The organism is Lewinella sp. JB7 (genome assembly GCF_024297185.1).
Lineage (GTDB): Bacteria > Bacteroidota > Bacteroidia > Chitinophagales > Saprospiraceae > Neolewinella.
The window spans coordinates 409,403-425,759 of record NZ_JANCTD010000001.1; the positions used below are offsets into that span (position 1 = coordinate 409,403).

11 protein-coding genes are annotated in these 16,357 nt (G+C 61.1%); 8 read left to right on the forward strand and 3 right to left on the reverse strand.

Going from position 1 to position 16,357, the window contains the following annotated elements; all coding sequences use genetic code 11:
* Positions 1-48: 48 nt before the first annotated feature.
* Positions 49-1,581, reverse strand: coding sequence for a glucose-6-phosphate dehydrogenase (gene zwf / locus NMA52_RS01575; protein ID WP_254825873.1), 1,533 nt, complete (start codon positions 1,579-1,581; stop codon positions 49-51).
* A gap of 93 nt (positions 1,582-1,674) precedes the next feature.
* Here zwf and NMA52_RS01580 point away from each other — a divergent pair, with 93 nt between their 5' ends.
* From NMA52_RS01580 to NMA52_RS01605, 6 genes are all read left to right on the forward strand, one after another.
* Positions 1,675-2,118 (forward strand): RpiB/LacA/LacB family sugar-phosphate isomerase, encoded by a 444-nt coding sequence (locus NMA52_RS01580; RefSeq protein ID WP_254825874.1) that lies wholly within the window; start codon positions 1,675-1,677, stop codon positions 2,116-2,118.
* Positions 2,119-2,138: 20 nt separating this feature from the next.
* Positions 2,139-3,491, forward strand: coding sequence for a hypothetical protein (locus NMA52_RS01585; protein WP_254825875.1), 1,353 nt, complete (start codon positions 2,139-2,141; stop codon positions 3,489-3,491).
* A gap of 89 nt (positions 3,492-3,580) precedes the next feature.
* Entirely contained in the window at positions 3,581-5,041 is a 1,461-nt protein-coding gene (gene gndA / locus NMA52_RS01590) for an NADP-dependent phosphogluconate dehydrogenase (protein ID WP_254825876.1), read from the forward strand.
* Positions 5,042-5,157: 116 nt separating this feature from the next.
* The gene (locus tag NMA52_RS01595) at positions 5,158-5,808 is read left to right on the forward strand and encodes a YceI family protein (protein WP_254825877.1); all 651 of its coding nucleotides are present in this window, start codon (positions 5,158-5,160) and stop codon (positions 5,806-5,808) included.
* Between the two features lie 19 nt (positions 5,809-5,827).
* On the forward strand, positions 5,828-6,262 hold the full coding sequence (gene tsaE / locus NMA52_RS01600) for a tRNA (adenosine(37)-N6)-threonylcarbamoyltransferase complex ATPase subunit type 1 TsaE (protein ID WP_254825878.1): 435 nt from the start codon (positions 5,828-5,830) through the stop codon (positions 6,260-6,262).
* Between the two features lie 3 nt (positions 6,263-6,265).
* Entirely contained in the window at positions 6,266-7,501 is a 1,236-nt protein-coding gene (locus NMA52_RS01605) for an alanine dehydrogenase (RefSeq protein WP_254825879.1), read from the forward strand.
* A 32-nt stretch (positions 7,502-7,533) separates the two neighbouring features.
* Here the strand turns inward: NMA52_RS01605 and NMA52_RS01610 are convergent, their stop codons facing one another.
* Positions 7,534-8,382: a mevalonate kinase gene (locus NMA52_RS01610; protein ID WP_254825880.1), complete on the reverse strand. Its 849-nt coding sequence runs from the start codon at positions 8,380-8,382 to the stop codon at positions 7,534-7,536.
* Positions 8,383-8,475: 93 nt separating this feature from the next.
* Here NMA52_RS01610 and NMA52_RS01615 point away from each other — a divergent pair, with 93 nt between their 5' ends.
* Both NMA52_RS01615 and NMA52_RS01620 read left to right on the forward strand, forming a co-directional pair.
* Complete coding sequence (locus NMA52_RS01615; RefSeq protein ID WP_254825881.1) at positions 8,476-11,751, forward strand: caspase family protein; 3,276 nt, start codon at positions 8,476-8,478, stop codon at positions 11,749-11,751.
* Positions 11,751-14,597, forward strand: a complete 2,847-nt coding sequence (locus NMA52_RS01620) for a CHAT domain-containing protein (protein ID WP_254825882.1) — start codon at positions 11,751-11,753, stop codon at positions 14,595-14,597. Before NMA52_RS01615 ends, NMA52_RS01620 begins: the two co-directional genes overlap by 1 nt.
* Before the next feature lie 901 nt (positions 14,598-15,498).
* Here NMA52_RS01620 and NMA52_RS01625 read toward each other — a convergent pair.
* On the reverse strand, positions 15,499-16,320 hold the full coding sequence (locus NMA52_RS01625) for a bifunctional 2-polyprenyl-6-hydroxyphenol methylase/3-demethylubiquinol 3-O-methyltransferase UbiG (protein WP_254825883.1): 822 nt from the start codon (positions 16,318-16,320) through the stop codon (positions 15,499-15,501).
* Positions 16,321-16,357 lie beyond the last annotated feature (37 nt).

Below are 16,357 nucleotides of genomic sequence, written 5' to 3' on the forward strand. Positions count from 1 at the left end.
ATCCTAACATTCATTCATTCACTAACTTCTCATTCACTCATCCTACCCTCACAACTTCGTGTAGTGCTTATCCTCCGTCAGTGATTCCGGGGGATTGCGCCAGGTATTGCCGACGCCGTCCCAGAGATCATCGGCTTCCGTCGGTCCCCAGGTGCCGGCTTCGTACATGACGAGCGGCGCTTCGTTCTTTTCCCAGGCCTCGAGGATGGGATCCACGAATCCCCAGGCCGCTTCGACACTGTCGCCGCGGGCGTATAGGGTGGGATCGCCCTTCATACAGTCGAGGAGCAGGCGGCTGTAGGATTCCGGTACGTCCTTGGTCGTGAGGTCGCGGTAGAAGAAGTCCATGTCGACGTTCTTTACGCGGAACCCTTCACCGGGCACTTTCATGCCGAATTCCATGGCCATGCCCTCGTCGGGCTGGATGCGAATGATGAGCTGGTTGTCGCACTTCATGGCGTAATCGTCGTACGACGCGAAGATGGCCTGGGGCGGGTTCTTGAAGGTGATGACGACCTCGGTGACCTTCAGCGGCAGGCATTTGCCCGTACGGATGAAGAACGGAACGCCGGCCCAGCGCCAGTTGTCGATGAAGAACTTCATCCCGACGTAGGTCTCGGTCATACTGTCGTCCGGTACGCCCTCGGCGTCGCGGTAGGCTACCACGTCGCCCTCCTTGGTATGTCCGGCGGTGTACTGGGCACGGACCACCTGCTGGGCTACCTGCTCCCCCTGGATCGGGCGAAGCGACTGGAACAGTTTCATCTTCTCTCCCCGGATCGAGTAGGCATCGGCGCGGATGGGTGGTTCCATCGCCACGTGGGCCAGTACCTGCAGGAGGTGATTCTGGATCATGTCGCGCAGGGCACCGCTTTCGTCGTAATATCCCCCCCGGCTGCCCACGCCCACCGTCTCGGCGGCGGTGATCTGGACGGACTGGATGTAATTCCGGTTCCAGAGGGGCTCGAAAAAGCCGTTAGCGAAACGGGTGACCAGGAGATTTTGCACCGTTTCCTTACCCAGGTAATGGTCGATGCGGTAAATGTTGTTTTCTGGAAAGACCGACTGAATCTCCTCGTTCAGTTGCTTGGCGGAGGCCTCGTCGTAACCGAAGGGCTTTTCGATCACGATGCGGGCCCATCCGTCGGCGGGCTTATTCAGTCCCGACGCGGCCAGGGCCTTGGGTATGGTGCTGTACAGCTTTGGTGGCGTCGACAGGTAAAAGATGAAGCGATTACCGGTGGTAAACTCCTTGCTCAGATCCTGTAGTCGCTGTTTGAGTTTCTTGATGTCGTCCTCGCCGTCGTACCGCTTCAGGTCCTGGTAGAAGAGCAGTTTGGCGAATTCCTTCAGTTTGGGTTCCTGCTTCTTTTCCTCGTCGAAAAATTCGTTTTCGAAAACCACCTTTTGCCGGAAGTCCTCGTCGCTGTAGTCGGTACGGCTGGCCCCCAGCAGGGCAAAGTGTTCCGGGAGGTAGCCCCCGCGGTACAGATCGTAGACCGCCGGGATCAGCTTGCGTTGGGCGAGGTCGCCGGAAGCACCGAAGATGACGAGGATATGGGGTTCTACTGTACTGGCCATAGGTAGGGGTTTCTCTAGCAAAGGTGTGTACTTTTTATAAGGTTTACGCCCCACACAAGGTAATTTTAGGCCCTATCCACTAAATCCGAGTCCATGACCATTGGCATCGCAACCGACCACGGCGGCATCGAACTGAAGCAGCAACTACAGAAATATTTGGAAGACAAGGGCTACACCGTCCGTGATTTCGGCGCCTATACTTACGACGCCCAGGACGATTTCCCAGATTTCGTCATTCCACTGGCGCGGGCCGTGGGAGCGGGCGAGGTGGACCGCGGCGTAGCCGTTTGCGGCAGTGGGGTAGGGGCCAGCATTGCCGCCAACAAGATCAAAAACGTGCGCGCCTGCCTCATCAACGAAACCTATTCGGCACGGCAGGGGGTCGAGCACGACGACATGAACATGATCTGCCTCGGCGGTCGCGTCATTGGCATCGCCCTGGCCACCGAACTGCTCGACAATTTCGTGGAAGCGGAGTACCAGGCACTGCCCCGCCAGCTGCGCCGGATGGGCAAGGTGGCCGCACTGGAAGAGTAGGGCGGCGGAGCGCGGGTGCCATGAAATCAGGAGAAGAGCAAAGTGATCAGGACCGACCATCCCAACTCAAGGGGTGGTTCGATAACCTACAGCAGGAGAGCTGGCAGCTCGAACTCCTCATCAGCGGATTCGCCATTTTTCTGCTGATCGCCGGCTACGAATCCCTGAACGGACTCAACGGTCTGGTCCAACGCTTGCTCCTCGATGCCAGCCACTGGCAACCCCTCGCGATCACCTACTACATCATGCGTACCGCCTACTCGGTGCTCATCACCAGTTTGGTCATCCACGTACTACTGCGGGGCATTTGGATCGCCGCCATCGGTTTGCGGTACGTCTCCGGCGATATCGACTACGCGGCGCTTGGCTACCGCCCGCGGTATACCCGCTTTCTCCGGCGACGCATCGGTAGTTTCGACGACTACCTCGAAAAATTGGAACGCCTCTGCAGCGTGGTGTTTTCGGTAGCCTTTCTCATCATTTTCTGCTTCTTCAGCGTTACGGCCTTCGGGCTGTTCACCACTTCGCTCCAGTTCGCCATCAGTTGGCTCTTCGGCCAGGAGGTGCACCAGAGTGGTCTGTTCAGCGGCAGCGGACTGGGCCGGCTGATCACCCTGCCTACCGGTATCCTGTTCTTTATCGACTTTATCACCCTGGGTTTCCTGAAGCGCAACCGCTACACGGCCGCCGCTTTCTATCCCATCTACCGCTTCGTGGGCTGGATCACGCTTGCCAATCTCTACCGACCCCTGTACCATAACCTGGTAGATAATCGCTTCGGGCGCCGGCTGGCCCGCCTGCTGCCCGTTTTCGTGCTCCTGGCCATGGCGGCCGTATCCGTTCAGTACGTAAACGGAAGTTTCCAGCCGGAGTACGCCCGGGACAGTCACTACGCCATCGCTACAAACAATTACGACGATACCGCAACCGACCTGGCCGCGCAGTTGCACCGACCGACCCTGAACTCCAAATATCCGGAACACGATTATCTGGAACTGTTCATTCCCTACCTGCCGTCCATCAACGACCCGGTCATCCGAAAGATAGCTCCCACCCTGACCGAAACCGCCTACCCGGGCGTCAAACTGCGCGGCGGCATTTACGCGGGCAGAATGTTTAACGACCGTGCCGACTATCCGGCCACGCTGGCCGCTATGGGGCGGCTACACCGCGTGTTCCTGAACGGAGAGCCTACGCGCGCGGTCGATCCCCTTTTTTACTTTCACGGCGGACGGGAACAACACGGGCTGCTCTACATGATCCCTACTCACCGGTTGCCCGTCGGAAAACATACCCTCCGGGTCGAATCGCGCACCTCCAGCCGGGATACGACGGCCTGGTCGGGCTACGGCAACATCTACTTTTACAAGTAAGCGAACCAAAGTTGGCCCGTTGCTTTTAACCGCTTTACCTTGTACCACATCCCGGCAACTCCCGGACCCTCCCTAAAATATACCCCTGTATGGACCAGCAACTGTATGATTTCGGCATGATCGGCCTCGGCGTCATGGGCCGCAACTTTCTGCTCAACGTCGCCGACGATGGCTTTGGCGCACTGGGTACGGACATCGACGAAGATTCCGTCAGCGCCCTCAACAGCGAAGGAAAGGACATGCGCGTGAAGGGCGTAGGAACGCAGAAGGAATTCGTGAGCCTGCTCAGTAAACCCCGGAAGATCATGATGCTGGTTCCGGCCGGAAAGATCGTCGACAATGTCATCGAAGGCCTGCTGCCCCTCCTAGACGAGGGCGATATTTTGATCGACGGCGGCAACAGCCACTACGACGATACCGACCGTCGGTATGCCTTTCTGAAGGCCAAGGGCATTCGCTTCCTCGGCACCGGTGTATCCGGCGGCGCGAAGGGAGCCCGCCTCGGCCCCAGCATTATGCCGGGAGGCGATCGCTCGGCCTGGGAAGACGTCAAACCCATTCTGGAAACCGTCGCCGCCAAGGTGAACGGCGAACCCTGCGTGACCTACATCGGCGAATCCAGCAGCGGACACTACGTAAAGATGGTCCACAACGGCATCGAGTACGGCCTTATGCAACTCATCGCCGAAGCCTACGACGTGCTCAAGCGAGTCGGTGGAATGGGCAACGACGAGATGTCGGCGCTCTTTACGAAGTGGAACGACGGGCGCCTCAACGGTTACCTCATCGAAATCACCGCCGCCATTCTGAAGTTCCGGGAAGAAGGCACGGAAACCCATTTGCTAGACGTGATCCTCGATAAAGCCAAGCAGAAGGGTACCGGCAAGTGGACCAGCCAGTCGGCCATGGACCACGGCGTTCCCGTGCCGACCATCGACGCCGCCGTAACCATGCGGGCTATCTCGGCCTTCAAGGAATACCGCCAGGATAACAGCAAGCTGTACAAGCCCATTCACCCTGACGAGGTAGCTCTGAAGGGGGAAGGACTGGCCGATGCCGTGGAAAAAGCCCTTTACTTTAGTTTCATCACCTGCTACGCCCAGGGGATGCAGCTCCTGGCCGAAACCAGTATCGACCGCGAGTACAACCTCGATCTGGAGGGCATCGCACGCATCTGGCGGGGCGGCTGCATCATCCGCGCCGAATTGCTCGAGAAAATCCGCGAAGCCTACGGTAAGCGGGAGGGACTCAAGAACATGATGGCCACCAAGGAGTTCCGTGACGATCTCTTCGCCTGCCGCGACGGCGTGGCCGAAGTGATCCACCAGGCCACCGAACGGGGTATTCCCACGATGTGCATGTCCGCCTCCCTCCAGTACTTCGATGCCTTCCGGACCGAAAACCTGCCCCTTAACCTGGTACAGGCCCAGCGCGACTACTTCGGTTCCCACTCCTACGAACGGCTCGATCAGAAGGGCATCTTCCACACATCCTGGGACGCTCCCCGGGAAGCCAAGGTCATGGACCCCCCCAGCGGAGCCGAGGGGTAAGTGTAAAAAATAGATGTATCTACATTAAATTTTACCCGCCGTTCAACCAAGCGTTGTAGCGGCGGGTTTTTCATGCCATCGGGTCACGAGTCGTGGCTCCGACCAAATGTGAAACTATGCTACGTTTACTTTCCCTCCTTACTTTCTCCCTGCTGCTCGCGGCCTGCGGGCCCTCTGGCACCGAAGTCGAATCGTCCGACGCCGTCGCCGAGAATACCACGACCGAAGCCGCCGCGGTATACACCGTCGACGCTCAGGCCAGCACCGTCAGCTGGGAAGGAACTAAGCTGATCGGCGGCGGCCATACCGGTACCGTACCCCTTACCGCCGGTAACCTTAAGATCGACGGTGAAGCGCTCGTCGGTGGCGAGTTCACCCTCAACCTTGCGGGACTCGAGAACAGCGATCTCGACGGTGACGGCAAGGGCAAGTTGGAGGGGCACCTCAAAAGTGCTGACTTCTTCGACGTGGAGCAGTACCCCACCGCCAAGTTCACCATCACCGGGGTTTCTCCGACCACCGACGCCGACGACCACAACTACACGGTGACCGGTAACCTGACGATGAAGGGTAACGCCCGCAGCATCACCATCCCCGCCAACATCACCCTGGGAGACGAGCAGATCACGGCCACCACCCCGGAATTCGTCATCGACCGTACCGAGTGGGGCATCGAGTACAACTCCGGTTCTACCGAGGGCATTCTGAAGGATAAGGTGATCAACGACGAGATCGGACTTAAGCTCGATCTGGTCGCTAAGCGGTAATTCGGCGTAGCTTTGCGGGATGGACCACTGGTATACGCTGGATGATCTGCCCCGCATTGCCGCCGAACTGCTAGCCACCTACGGCCCGGACGGGGTCTACGCCCTGGAGGGGGAGCTGGGTACGGGCAAAACTACGCTCGTGACGGAGCTGTGCCGGCAGTTAGGCGTGCGGGAACCCGTCTCCAGCCCCACCTTCAGCATCGTGAATAGTTACCCGGCCCCCGGGGGTACCGTGTACCATCTCGACTGCTACCGGTTGGAACACGTGGAGGAAGCCATCGACGCCGGCCTTGAGGAACTGCTCGCCGAGGCCCCCCACGCCGTCTTCGTAGAATGGCCCGCCGTGATAGAACCCTTACTGCCCCCCGGCGTTGTTTTTCTGTGCTTGGACCACGATCCGGAAGGCGGGGGACGGCGCCGACTACGTATCCATACCGGCTACCCCGCAAGCTAGATTATGAGCAGTAAGGAAAAGGAAAAGATCGACCTCCCCAAGGAGCTTACCTCCGGCTACGGCCAGACCCAGACGGAAACCCTGGCCGTCGAACCCAAAGCCGAGGAGCTGTTCATCGGTATTCCCAAAGAGATTACTCTCCAGGAGAAGCGGGTAGCGATCGTCCCCAGCGGCGTGCATAATCTCACCAGTCGTGGTCACCGCGTGCTGGTCGAAACCGGAGCCGGCACCCCGAGCAGCTTTACCGATCACGATTTCAGCGAGTGCGGAGCCGAGATCGCCTACTCCGCTCAGGAGGTGTACCGCAAGGCCCGCGTAATCATCAAGGTAGCGCCGCCCACCATCGAAGAGATCGAGATGATGCAGGAAGGTTGTATCCTGATCTCCCCCCTGCAGCTCCCCATCATCAATGCCGAATATCTCTACCGCCTGAAGCACAAGCGCATTATCGCCCTGGCCATGGAGTACATGCAGGATGAGGAAGGCAGCTACCCCCTCGTGCGCATCATGAGCGAAATGGCCGGTGTATCCGCCATCCAGACGGCCGCCGAACTCCTGAGTACCAGCCACGGCGGACCCGGCGTTCTCCTCGGCGGCATTTCCGGCGTGCCCAGTGCCAAGGTGGTTATCCTCGGCGGAGGCGTCGTAGCCGAATACGCTACCCGGGCGGCCCTGGGCATGGGGGCCGAGATCCGCATCTTCGACGATAACATTCATAAGCTGATGCGCCTACAGAATTCCGTCGGCCGTCAACTCTATACTTCCGCTATGAATCCGGTGTACCTGCGCCGGGAACTACTCGACGCCGACGTGGCTATCGGAGCTATCCACGCCGAACACGGGCGCGCCCCCATCGTGGTCAGCGAAGACATGGTGCGCGCCATGAAGCCCCACTCCGTAATCATTGACGTAAGTATCGACCAGGGGGGCTGCTTCGCGACCAGCGAACTCACGAGCCTGGACCGACCCACCTTCCGCAAGCACGACGTCATTCACTACTGCGTGCCCAACATCGCCAGTCGCGTGGGGCGCACCGCCTCCATCGCGGTAAGCAACATCCTTACTCCCCTGCTGCTGCGGGCGGAGGGCGCGCGTAATTTCGAGCACTTCCTGTTTCACCACAGCGGTATGCGACAGGGCATCTACACCTTCCGGGGCTGCCTCACCAACCGCTACCTGGGCCAGCGCTTCGAAATGCGCCATACGGACATCGATCTGCTGATGACCAGTGGCTTATAAATTTAAAATTGGCAATTTTAAATGTGCACATTTTAAAGCCAGCTCAACCGCTTCCCGTATACCGATTCGACCGCCTGCCGGTTACGGGCTAGTCCCAGCAGCATGCCGCCCCCGCCGGCCCCGCACAGTTTTAGCCGGTACTCCCCCCCGCCATCCCAAGTGGTACGGAAATCCTCCGGAATGAAGTCCGGAAATCGGGTCAGCTGAAAGCTGGAAATGGCGGCGAAGGCGGCGTAGAGCGCGTCCGGCTCATCCGCGATCAACGCGGAGATCGCCCGGTCGGCCGGAAGGCTCCAACCCTGCTCGATCGATGCACCTTCGGTGTCGTCGTACGCCCGCAAAAAACGCTCGATGTACCCGGAGGCACTGCGGGACCGGCCCGTGTCCAGGAGGAAAAACCCATGAGCCCAGCTCTCGGGAAGTTCTACGGCACCCGCGGCCCCGCCCGCTGACAACAGTAAGGGGCGACGGAGATATGCGATGAGTGGGTCCGTCCCCGAACTCTGACCGTGAAAGTGGCCCTCCATGGCGGCCAGAAAAGCCCGAAGTTCACGTAGGGGTAGCTGCTTGGCCTCCGGCCTTGCGAAAGCATCGAAGACGGCGGCACAAACCGCTCCGCTACTGCCTAGTCCGTAACCGGTCGGGATATTACCAGTCAGACGCCGACCCGCGAAGACTTCCTCCATGAGGCGGTCCGTAGCGAGGTAAGCGGCAAAATCCGGCTGACGCAGGTAACGGGCAAACGCGCACAAGCGCTCGTCGGGAGAACCCTCGATCCACCGCAGGGCGCGGTCCGGATAGGGAACGGCCAGGCCGCGACCGCCACGCAAGACGGTGTGTTCGCCGAACAGAAGAATCTTGGCGGGGTAGGGCCGGCTCATCGGCCGCAAAGTACGGGAAAAGGGACGGGAAGCGGCAGGCCCCAACGCGAAGGCTCCTTGTTGGAACATCCGTAAAGCATGTATATTGGATATATGTCCAAACTTCATGCACTCCTGGTCGGAATCGATCGCTATCCCCCGGAATCCGGCGTCCCTCCCCTGCGGGGTTGTAGTAACGACGTGCTGCAGTGGGAAAGCCTGCTCCGGACCTACTACGGCGAAGCGCGGTGCCGGGTCCTGCGGGACGAACAGGCCACCTACGCCCAGGTCGTAGCGGCCTTCGGCGAGATCGCGGCTGTGGTGGCGCCGGGTGACCGCTGCTGCTTCGTATTCGCCGGTCACGGCTCCCGGGAACCCGCGGCGGCGGCCTTCGCTCCCTACTTTCCCGAGGGGTTGCAAGAAACACTCGTCTGCTACGATAGCCGACTACCGGACGGGCAGGATCTAGCGGATAAGGAATTGCTCTACCTGATTGGCGATCTCGCGGAGCGCGGAGCGGAGGTGACGGTGGTACTTGACTGCTGTCATGCCGGCTCCGGTACCCGGGCGGCGACGGGTGACGGTACGCTGATCCGCCGGGCCCCCGACCGGTCTACGGCCCGCCCCCTTACCTCCTACCTCCGGGGTCGTATTGCCGGGGATTTAGATAAGTTAGGAACCGCTTACCGCCTGCCGAATCCCCGCCACCTGCTACTCGCCGCCTGCCGCCGCGACGAAGAGGCCCGGGAGCTACCCAGCCGCCGGGGCCTCCTTTCCAGCCTGGTCGAACAAGCCATCCGGGAAAGCTCCGGCCGGATCAGCAATACCGATCTGTACCGGCGCATTTCGGTGGGCGCGGTGGACTTTACCACCCGCCAACACCCCCAGCTGGAAACTTACGGAGGGTTCGACGGGTCGGGGGGCTTCCTCGGGATCGACACCGACCTCGTGCACGCCGAACTTCCCGTCGGTCGCGACGAGGAAGGGCGGTGGTACGTAGCGATCGGTGCCCGTGACGGACTGCCGGACACCGAGCCCGGACATGTGAGCTTTCGCCTATCTACGGATGGTAAGGATTCCATGACGGTTACGGCACGCTCCGTCGGCTTCGACCGAACCATCATCGAACTCCCCGCCGGAGCGAACGGTGGAGGTCCCTACCGGGCCGTATTGCTCAATCCGCCGCGCCCTCCGGCCTCCGTTCAGTTGCGCGTGGGGGACCCGTGGTCTGATCGGCTAATGCGAGCCCGCTCAGCGCCGTCACCCTTCTATATCCTGACGCCGCACGGCAACCTATCCCCTTATTACATCGCGGAAGCGGAGGGTGGTCTGCAAATCGTCCGACGCGCGGACGGGCTGTCCCTCTACACGGCCGTGGGGGAGGACGCGGACGCCGTGGTCGCCGCTGTGCTGGAGCGCCTGGACACCATCATGCGCTGGGAGTACCTGGTAACACTCGATTCCACCGCCCGCAGCCCCGACCGGGGGGCCGTGGAGATAATTCTGGAAGTGCGACGGGATGGCGGGTGGACCGAACTGACGCCCGAAGAGGGCGGGACGATAAACGTACATATTCCCCACACGGACGGGCGCAGTGCCGAGTTGCCCTTTCGCGTGTCCGTACGCAACACCCACGCCAAGAAACCACTCTACGCCGCCCTCTTCTTCACTACCGAGCAGTACACTTTTCACTTCACCGGCTTTAACGAATTAGTGGCCGCGGGCACCCGTGCCGTTGCCTGGGAGGAGGTGCTCCAGGGGGTACCTACCCGTTTCGCCGCCTCGGGCGCACCTTCGAGCCTGCACCTGCTCAAACTGTTCGTGGGCGAGCGCGAACTCGACGTTAGCGGGATGCACCGACCGGGTTTTGCCGTAGGGGAAACGGAGCGGGTCGGCGCGCGCGGGCGCGGTATGGTCCCCGGTATCGATGCTTTCGGGCAGGCACCCGCCGAGCCAGATTGGTGGGCGCAGACCCTCCCCATTCGGGTGGTGGAATCCTCGTCCACCGTCGGCCCCCGGGAGGCCGTGTTGCTGGAAGGGCGGATCACGGTAGGCGCCCGGTCCGACGACTTTCGCGCGGAGGTAACGCTTGGCCACCTCGGCGCGGGCCACCGCGGCTTGCCGGAAAACGATCGGCTGCGGGAACTGCTGGAGGCACAGCGGGGCGCGGAAGTCGTCCAGTTCGCCGGTGATACGCGGGGAGCAATGCCCTACGCCGTGCTCGAGCTTCGTCAGATCCATCACGCCACGCGGTTAGCGGATGCCCCCCTGGAGATGGAAATTCGCTTACCGACGCAAGACGGTGAGCATTTGCAATTGGTTGCCTTCGACGGAGAACACTTACTGCCGGTCGGGGAGGTATCCGAAAGCGGCTCCGGACACACGCTGCATATTCGCCACCTGCCCGAACCCGGAGCCGGCGATCGGCGTAGCCTGACCGGCGCACTGAAGATGGTTTTCCTGAAGTACGTACTGCGGCAACCGGGTTACCGCCTGCGGTGGGTTGACTATACCGGCCCGCAGGTGCGCCGGCGTACGACGGATCTAAGGGCGAAGGTCGCCGCGGCACGCCGCATTCTGCTCTGCATTCATGGCATCATCGGCGATACGGAGGGTATGGCGGCCTTCGGGCGGCCGCTGGTGGAGCGGGGTAAGTTCGACCTCGTGCTCACCTTTGACTACGAGAACCTTACGACCGTACTGGAGGATACTTCCCGGGCGCTCGGCGAGGCCCTGCGCCGCGAGGCCGGAATCGGACCGGAGCACGAACTGGTGATCCTGGCGCACTCCATGGGTGGCCTCGTAGCCCGTCACTTCATCGAACTTCGCCGGGGCGGGGAGCTGGTCGACCGGCTCATCATGGCCGGAACCCCCAATGCGGGGTCCGAGATCGCCCAACTCACGAAGTACCGCGATGGCGCGGTGATCCTGTTGGGCATGGCGATCAATTTCGGTTGGTCTTTGCCCGCCGCCGCCGCCCTGAGCACTACCCTCAAAGCATCGGAAAAAGTGACGAAGACGCTGGAGCAGATGCTGCCAAACAGCACTTATCTGCACCAACTGGAAGATGCCCCCGATCCCGGCGTCGATTACCGGGTACTGGCGGGGAATCTCAACGATTACCTGACCCAACACGCGGAAACACGTCGCTTACTGGACAAGCTCTATAAACTCGGGGGGCGGCTCTTCTACCGCGACTTGCCCAACGACCTGGCCGTAAGCATTGCGAGCATCGGATCGGTACCTACGGGACGGGAGCCGGCAGGCGAGACCAGAGAGGTCCCCGGACATCATCTCAACTACTTTACCGATCCCCGCAGTACGGCGATCCTGGAAGAATTTTTGGTAGAAGATGAGGTCCCGGTCCCTCCGAAAGTAAGCTTGCCGTGATGCTTCAGCCGCCCACTCTTTCCCGCTTTCGCGCAAAGATGCAGCATCCGGCGGCCTGGGCCATACGGATCCTGGAGATCACGGCGGAACTAGCCCCGGCGGACCAGACTTCCGGATGGCGTAGCGCACTGGAGTTCAGTCTTCCGGCCCAGCGCCGGTCGCTCTTTTATTACGTCCAGGTACTCCAAGGGAACGGACCGGAGGGTACGGTGGTGCCGGAACTTCCCGGGCTGTCGGCACCGGCAAGGGGCCGGTTACTCGAAGACTTACGGGAATCCGATCTTTCCGTGGACGATTACTACTCCCGCCACCCGGCATTTCGGAAGGAACTCACCGAACTTACCGATCGCTACCTACGGCTAGGTTCGGCAGCGGATCCTCTATCGGACGGTATGCTCCTGCTTAAGGACACCCGGGCCGCCCGGGAGCGGTGGAAGCAGGAGGACGAGCGACTGGAACTGGTGGATCTGGAAAACAAGGTGCTGGGGCATCTCGCGCTGGTCTGCAAGCAACAGTCCGCCTACGGAGAAGCCCTGAAGTGGTACGAAGAAGCGGCAAAACTGACCGGGGAACACGGACTGGAGGAACGCTGGTTGGAGACGCAGGTCAGCCGGGCCGAGATTCACCAACGCGGGGGGCGGGGGGCGGCCGAGGCACTGCGGAGTATCCTGCCCCTGTGGGAGGAGCAACGGGCCACGAGCACGCATCTTCCGGGAGCCGAACTCACGCTGTTGCTGGCCGAAACCTATTCCGCGGCGGGTGACCGCTACGAAGCACGTAAATACGCCGGTCTTGCCCGCCGCCAGCTCGGGGAACTCGGACTGGAGCGAGACCCAAATACCCCTCTGCCGGTTATGGTAGACCATTGGGTAGACCTTCTCGCCCCCCGGCACGAAGTGCAGGAAGATTTTCTGGGGAAGTTGATGAAAACTCTGCTTCTGAACCTTCAACTTACGCGCCTGGAAGCCCGGCTAAATGGCCAGGACGAGGAGGTGTGTACGAAAGAGTACGCGACCGTGATCGAGGAACTTTGGGAAGCGGTCCGGGAGCAAGAAACCGAGGATCACGCCGCGATGGAGGCTTTTCTGACGGGGACTGCTTTCTCCCGGGCCCCGGTCGACGCGGACACCCAAGCCAATGGCCCGCCCGCCGCCGTCCTTTACTGGGAAGCGGGGGAGGCGGCAGCGGAGCGCGGCGACTGGTCCGCAGCACACGCACACTTCGAAGCAGCCTATACGTTAGGGCAACGGGCGGATGATGACGATACCATGCTCCATTCGCTCAGCCTGCTGATGCTGAATCGTCCCGCGGAAGACGTGGCGGGGCGATTCGCGACGGCTATGCGTGCGATTCGTCACGTGGAAGGCGTGCGATCGACCCTGCGGAGCCCCTACCAGCGCTCGGCCTACCTGGCCGATAAGGAGATGTACTATACCGTGGCCATGATCAGTGCGTGGAAACTCGGCAATACCGACGAGTTGTTGCGGATCGGGGAGTTGCTAAAGGGTGAACCCCTGGCTTACCGGGGCAGTCTCCAAAACCGGCGGCGTACACACCGCGAACTTCACGAAATTTCCGACCGACTGGCTTCCGCTCCGGTACCGCCCCCGGAATGGTTGGAAGACCGACAGCGGCTCTTCGACCGCTTCATGCTCGATCTGCCACCCTCACCCGACCGGTTAGAGAAAATGCCGACCGCCTTTGCCAAACAAGTCCGCTCCCGGATTTCTCCGGATGCTGCCGTGCTGAGCTACTACAATCTGGCCGATCAGGTCCTGCTGGTAGTCGCCCTGACGCGGGAACGCGAGTGTATCGTGCGGCAGGTAGAGCAGAGTGCCGGGCACTTTGATCAGCTCAGCCGGGGGGAGGGGTTCGGGGATGGTGATCTACCGCTCCCGCGCTCGCCGCGCTACGTTCCCGGCACGCAGGTTCGTGAGTACAGCCCCGTCGATCGCTCTGCTCTCACCGCCTGGTTATTACCCCCGGAAATAAGGGAGATGGTGGCCGGTAAGGAAAGCATTTACGTATGCCCCCACCGCCAACTGCACCAGGTTCCCTTTCACGCCCTGCGGGTCGGAGACGAGTACCTGGTCGAGCGGCACCTGATTTCCTATATTCCGAATCTGCACGGATTTCTGGAAGAGCGACCGCTCTGGCAGGTCGGCGCCATCGGCGTGGTGGCGTGTGCCGACTATACCCAGCGCCCCGCCGTGGACCTTCCCCGTATTCCCGGCACGGAACGGGAGGCCGACCGGATCGTGACGGATTATCGGGAGGCGGGTTTCCGGGCCGATCCACTATTGGGGAGTCACTGTCACCGCGATCAGCTCGTGCAATTACTCGACGGGTACGAAGCGGAACCTTACACCCTGCCGTCCGTCCTTCACCTGGCCGTACACGGGGAAGCGGCGCCGGGGGATACCCCCCTCGACACTCGTCTGTTCCTGCACCGGGGGGTTGCCGACGGCTTCGATTTGCTGCTGCGGGATCTGCCTTTCCCGCTGGTCGTGCTGAGCAGCTGTTTCGCCGGCACCCGGCCCGGGGCCGGCCGTGATCTTCCCTACCTGCCAGCCGACGATCTGTTCGGTTTTCAGGCCTCCTTCTTCGCCGCCGGTGCCCACCGGGTCCTGGGCGCGCTATGGGCGGTCGACGATGATGCCGGAGCGGAAATTATGATGGAATTTCACAGGCAGTTGCTGCGTGGAGAAGCGCCAGTTGCGGCACTCGCCCTCAGCCAGCGGCGGTACCTGGCTACGACGGTGGGGGAGCGGCGGGATCCACGGTACTGGGCACCCTTCTTCGTGGTGGAGGGGAGATCCGTAGACGGGCCCCCGTCTGCTGACTAGGAATACATCCGTAGTAGAAAAGACGTCCGTCCGTGTTAAATCCGTGCCCATCCGTGGTGAACTTGTCCCGGACCAGAGGCCACTCGACCTATCGCTGTGCTCGGCGTGCAACGCCTCGACCTGAGTCGTGCGGTAGCAAAATCCGTGTTAAATCCGTGCCCATCCTTGGTGAACTCGTCTCGGACCAGAGGCCGCTCGACCTATTGCCTGCTCGGCGAGCAACGCCTCGACCTGAGTCGTGCGGTAGCAAAATCTGTGCAAATCCGTGCCCATCCGTGGTGAAATCGTCTCGAACCAGAGGCCGCTCGACCTATTGCTCTGCTCGGCGAGCAACGCCTCGACCTGAGTCGTGCGGTAGCAAAATCCGTGTTGAATCCGTGCCCATCCGTGGTAAACTTGTCTCGGACCGGAGGCCACTCGACCTATTGCTGTGCTCGGCGTGCAACGCCTGACCTGAGTCGTGTGGTAGCAAAATCCGTGGAAATCCGTGCCCATCCGTGGTGAAATCGTCTCGAACCAGAGGCCGCTCGACCTATTGCTGTGCTCGGCGTGCAACGCCTCGACCTGAGTCGTGCGGTAGCAAAATCCGTGTTGAATCCGTGCCCATCCGTGGTGAACGTGTCTCGGACCGGAGGCCACTCGACCTATTACCGAACTCGGCGTGCAACGCCTCGACTGAGCCGTGCGGTAGCGAATTCCGTGTCGAATCCGTGCCCATCCGTGGTAAACTTGTCTCGAACCAGAGGCCACTCGACCTATTGCTCTGCTCGGCGAGCAACGCCTCGACCCGAGCCGTGCGGTAGCGACTTCCGTGGAAATCCGTGCCCATCCGTGGTGAAAAAGTCTCGGACCGGAGGCCGCTCGACCTGTCGCTTCTATTGCACATGCGATGCCGACCTTATTATCTACAAATCACGATCACCAGCCGTGCGGGCTTCTTCACCACCCGGTTCGCCAGGGAGTCCACGGCCCGCCACGCGCGAAAAGGTAAGTGGCGCAGTACCGAATGCGTGCGCAGATACAGCAGCGCCTTATTCGACAGCGTATAGGTACGGTACCGGACGTCCGCAAACGGAGCGAGTAGCCGTGCAATCAGTTCCTCATTAAAGCTGTGCAGGTGGGCATGAAGGGGCGTGCGCCGGTTGCAGTGAATACAGAGGGAATACTGGATGGTTTCGTTGTAGGGGGTGGAAATGACGATACGTCCCCCCGGCTTCACCACCCGCAAGAGTTCGGCGAGGTAAGCGGGAACGTCCGGCACGTGCTCCATAACTTCGGAAGACACGATCGCATCCACCGAGCCGTCGAGAAAGGGGAGCCGGTAGGCATCACCCGTAACGGCGAAGTGATTAGGGGCGGGATGGCGCCGCAAAGCTTCGGTAGTATTGCGCAAGGCGATATCGAAGGAGACGACCGCCTCCCGCTCGGGGAGCAACGCCCGGGCCACCCACGCATTGCCGCAACCGACATCGAGAACGATCCGGGCCGCGGGCGGCAGGTGACGCAAAATTTCCTGGTGGAGGCGCGTACTTTCGTGGACGGTAGCCGGGTCGGTGGGGGGCGCGAAGTAATCGAACTGCAGCGCGTCTTCCCGGTAGTGGGCAACGTAGTCGGGCTCGACTTCCGACACCGGGTCGGGGAGGAGATTATACACGCCGTCGGCGGTCCGGTAAGTCTCCAGCGGCCTAACTTGGGGTGCGATGATCCGGCTCAGGTCGAACATACCGGCAAAGCTAGCGATTTTGGAAGCCGCTTCGCCG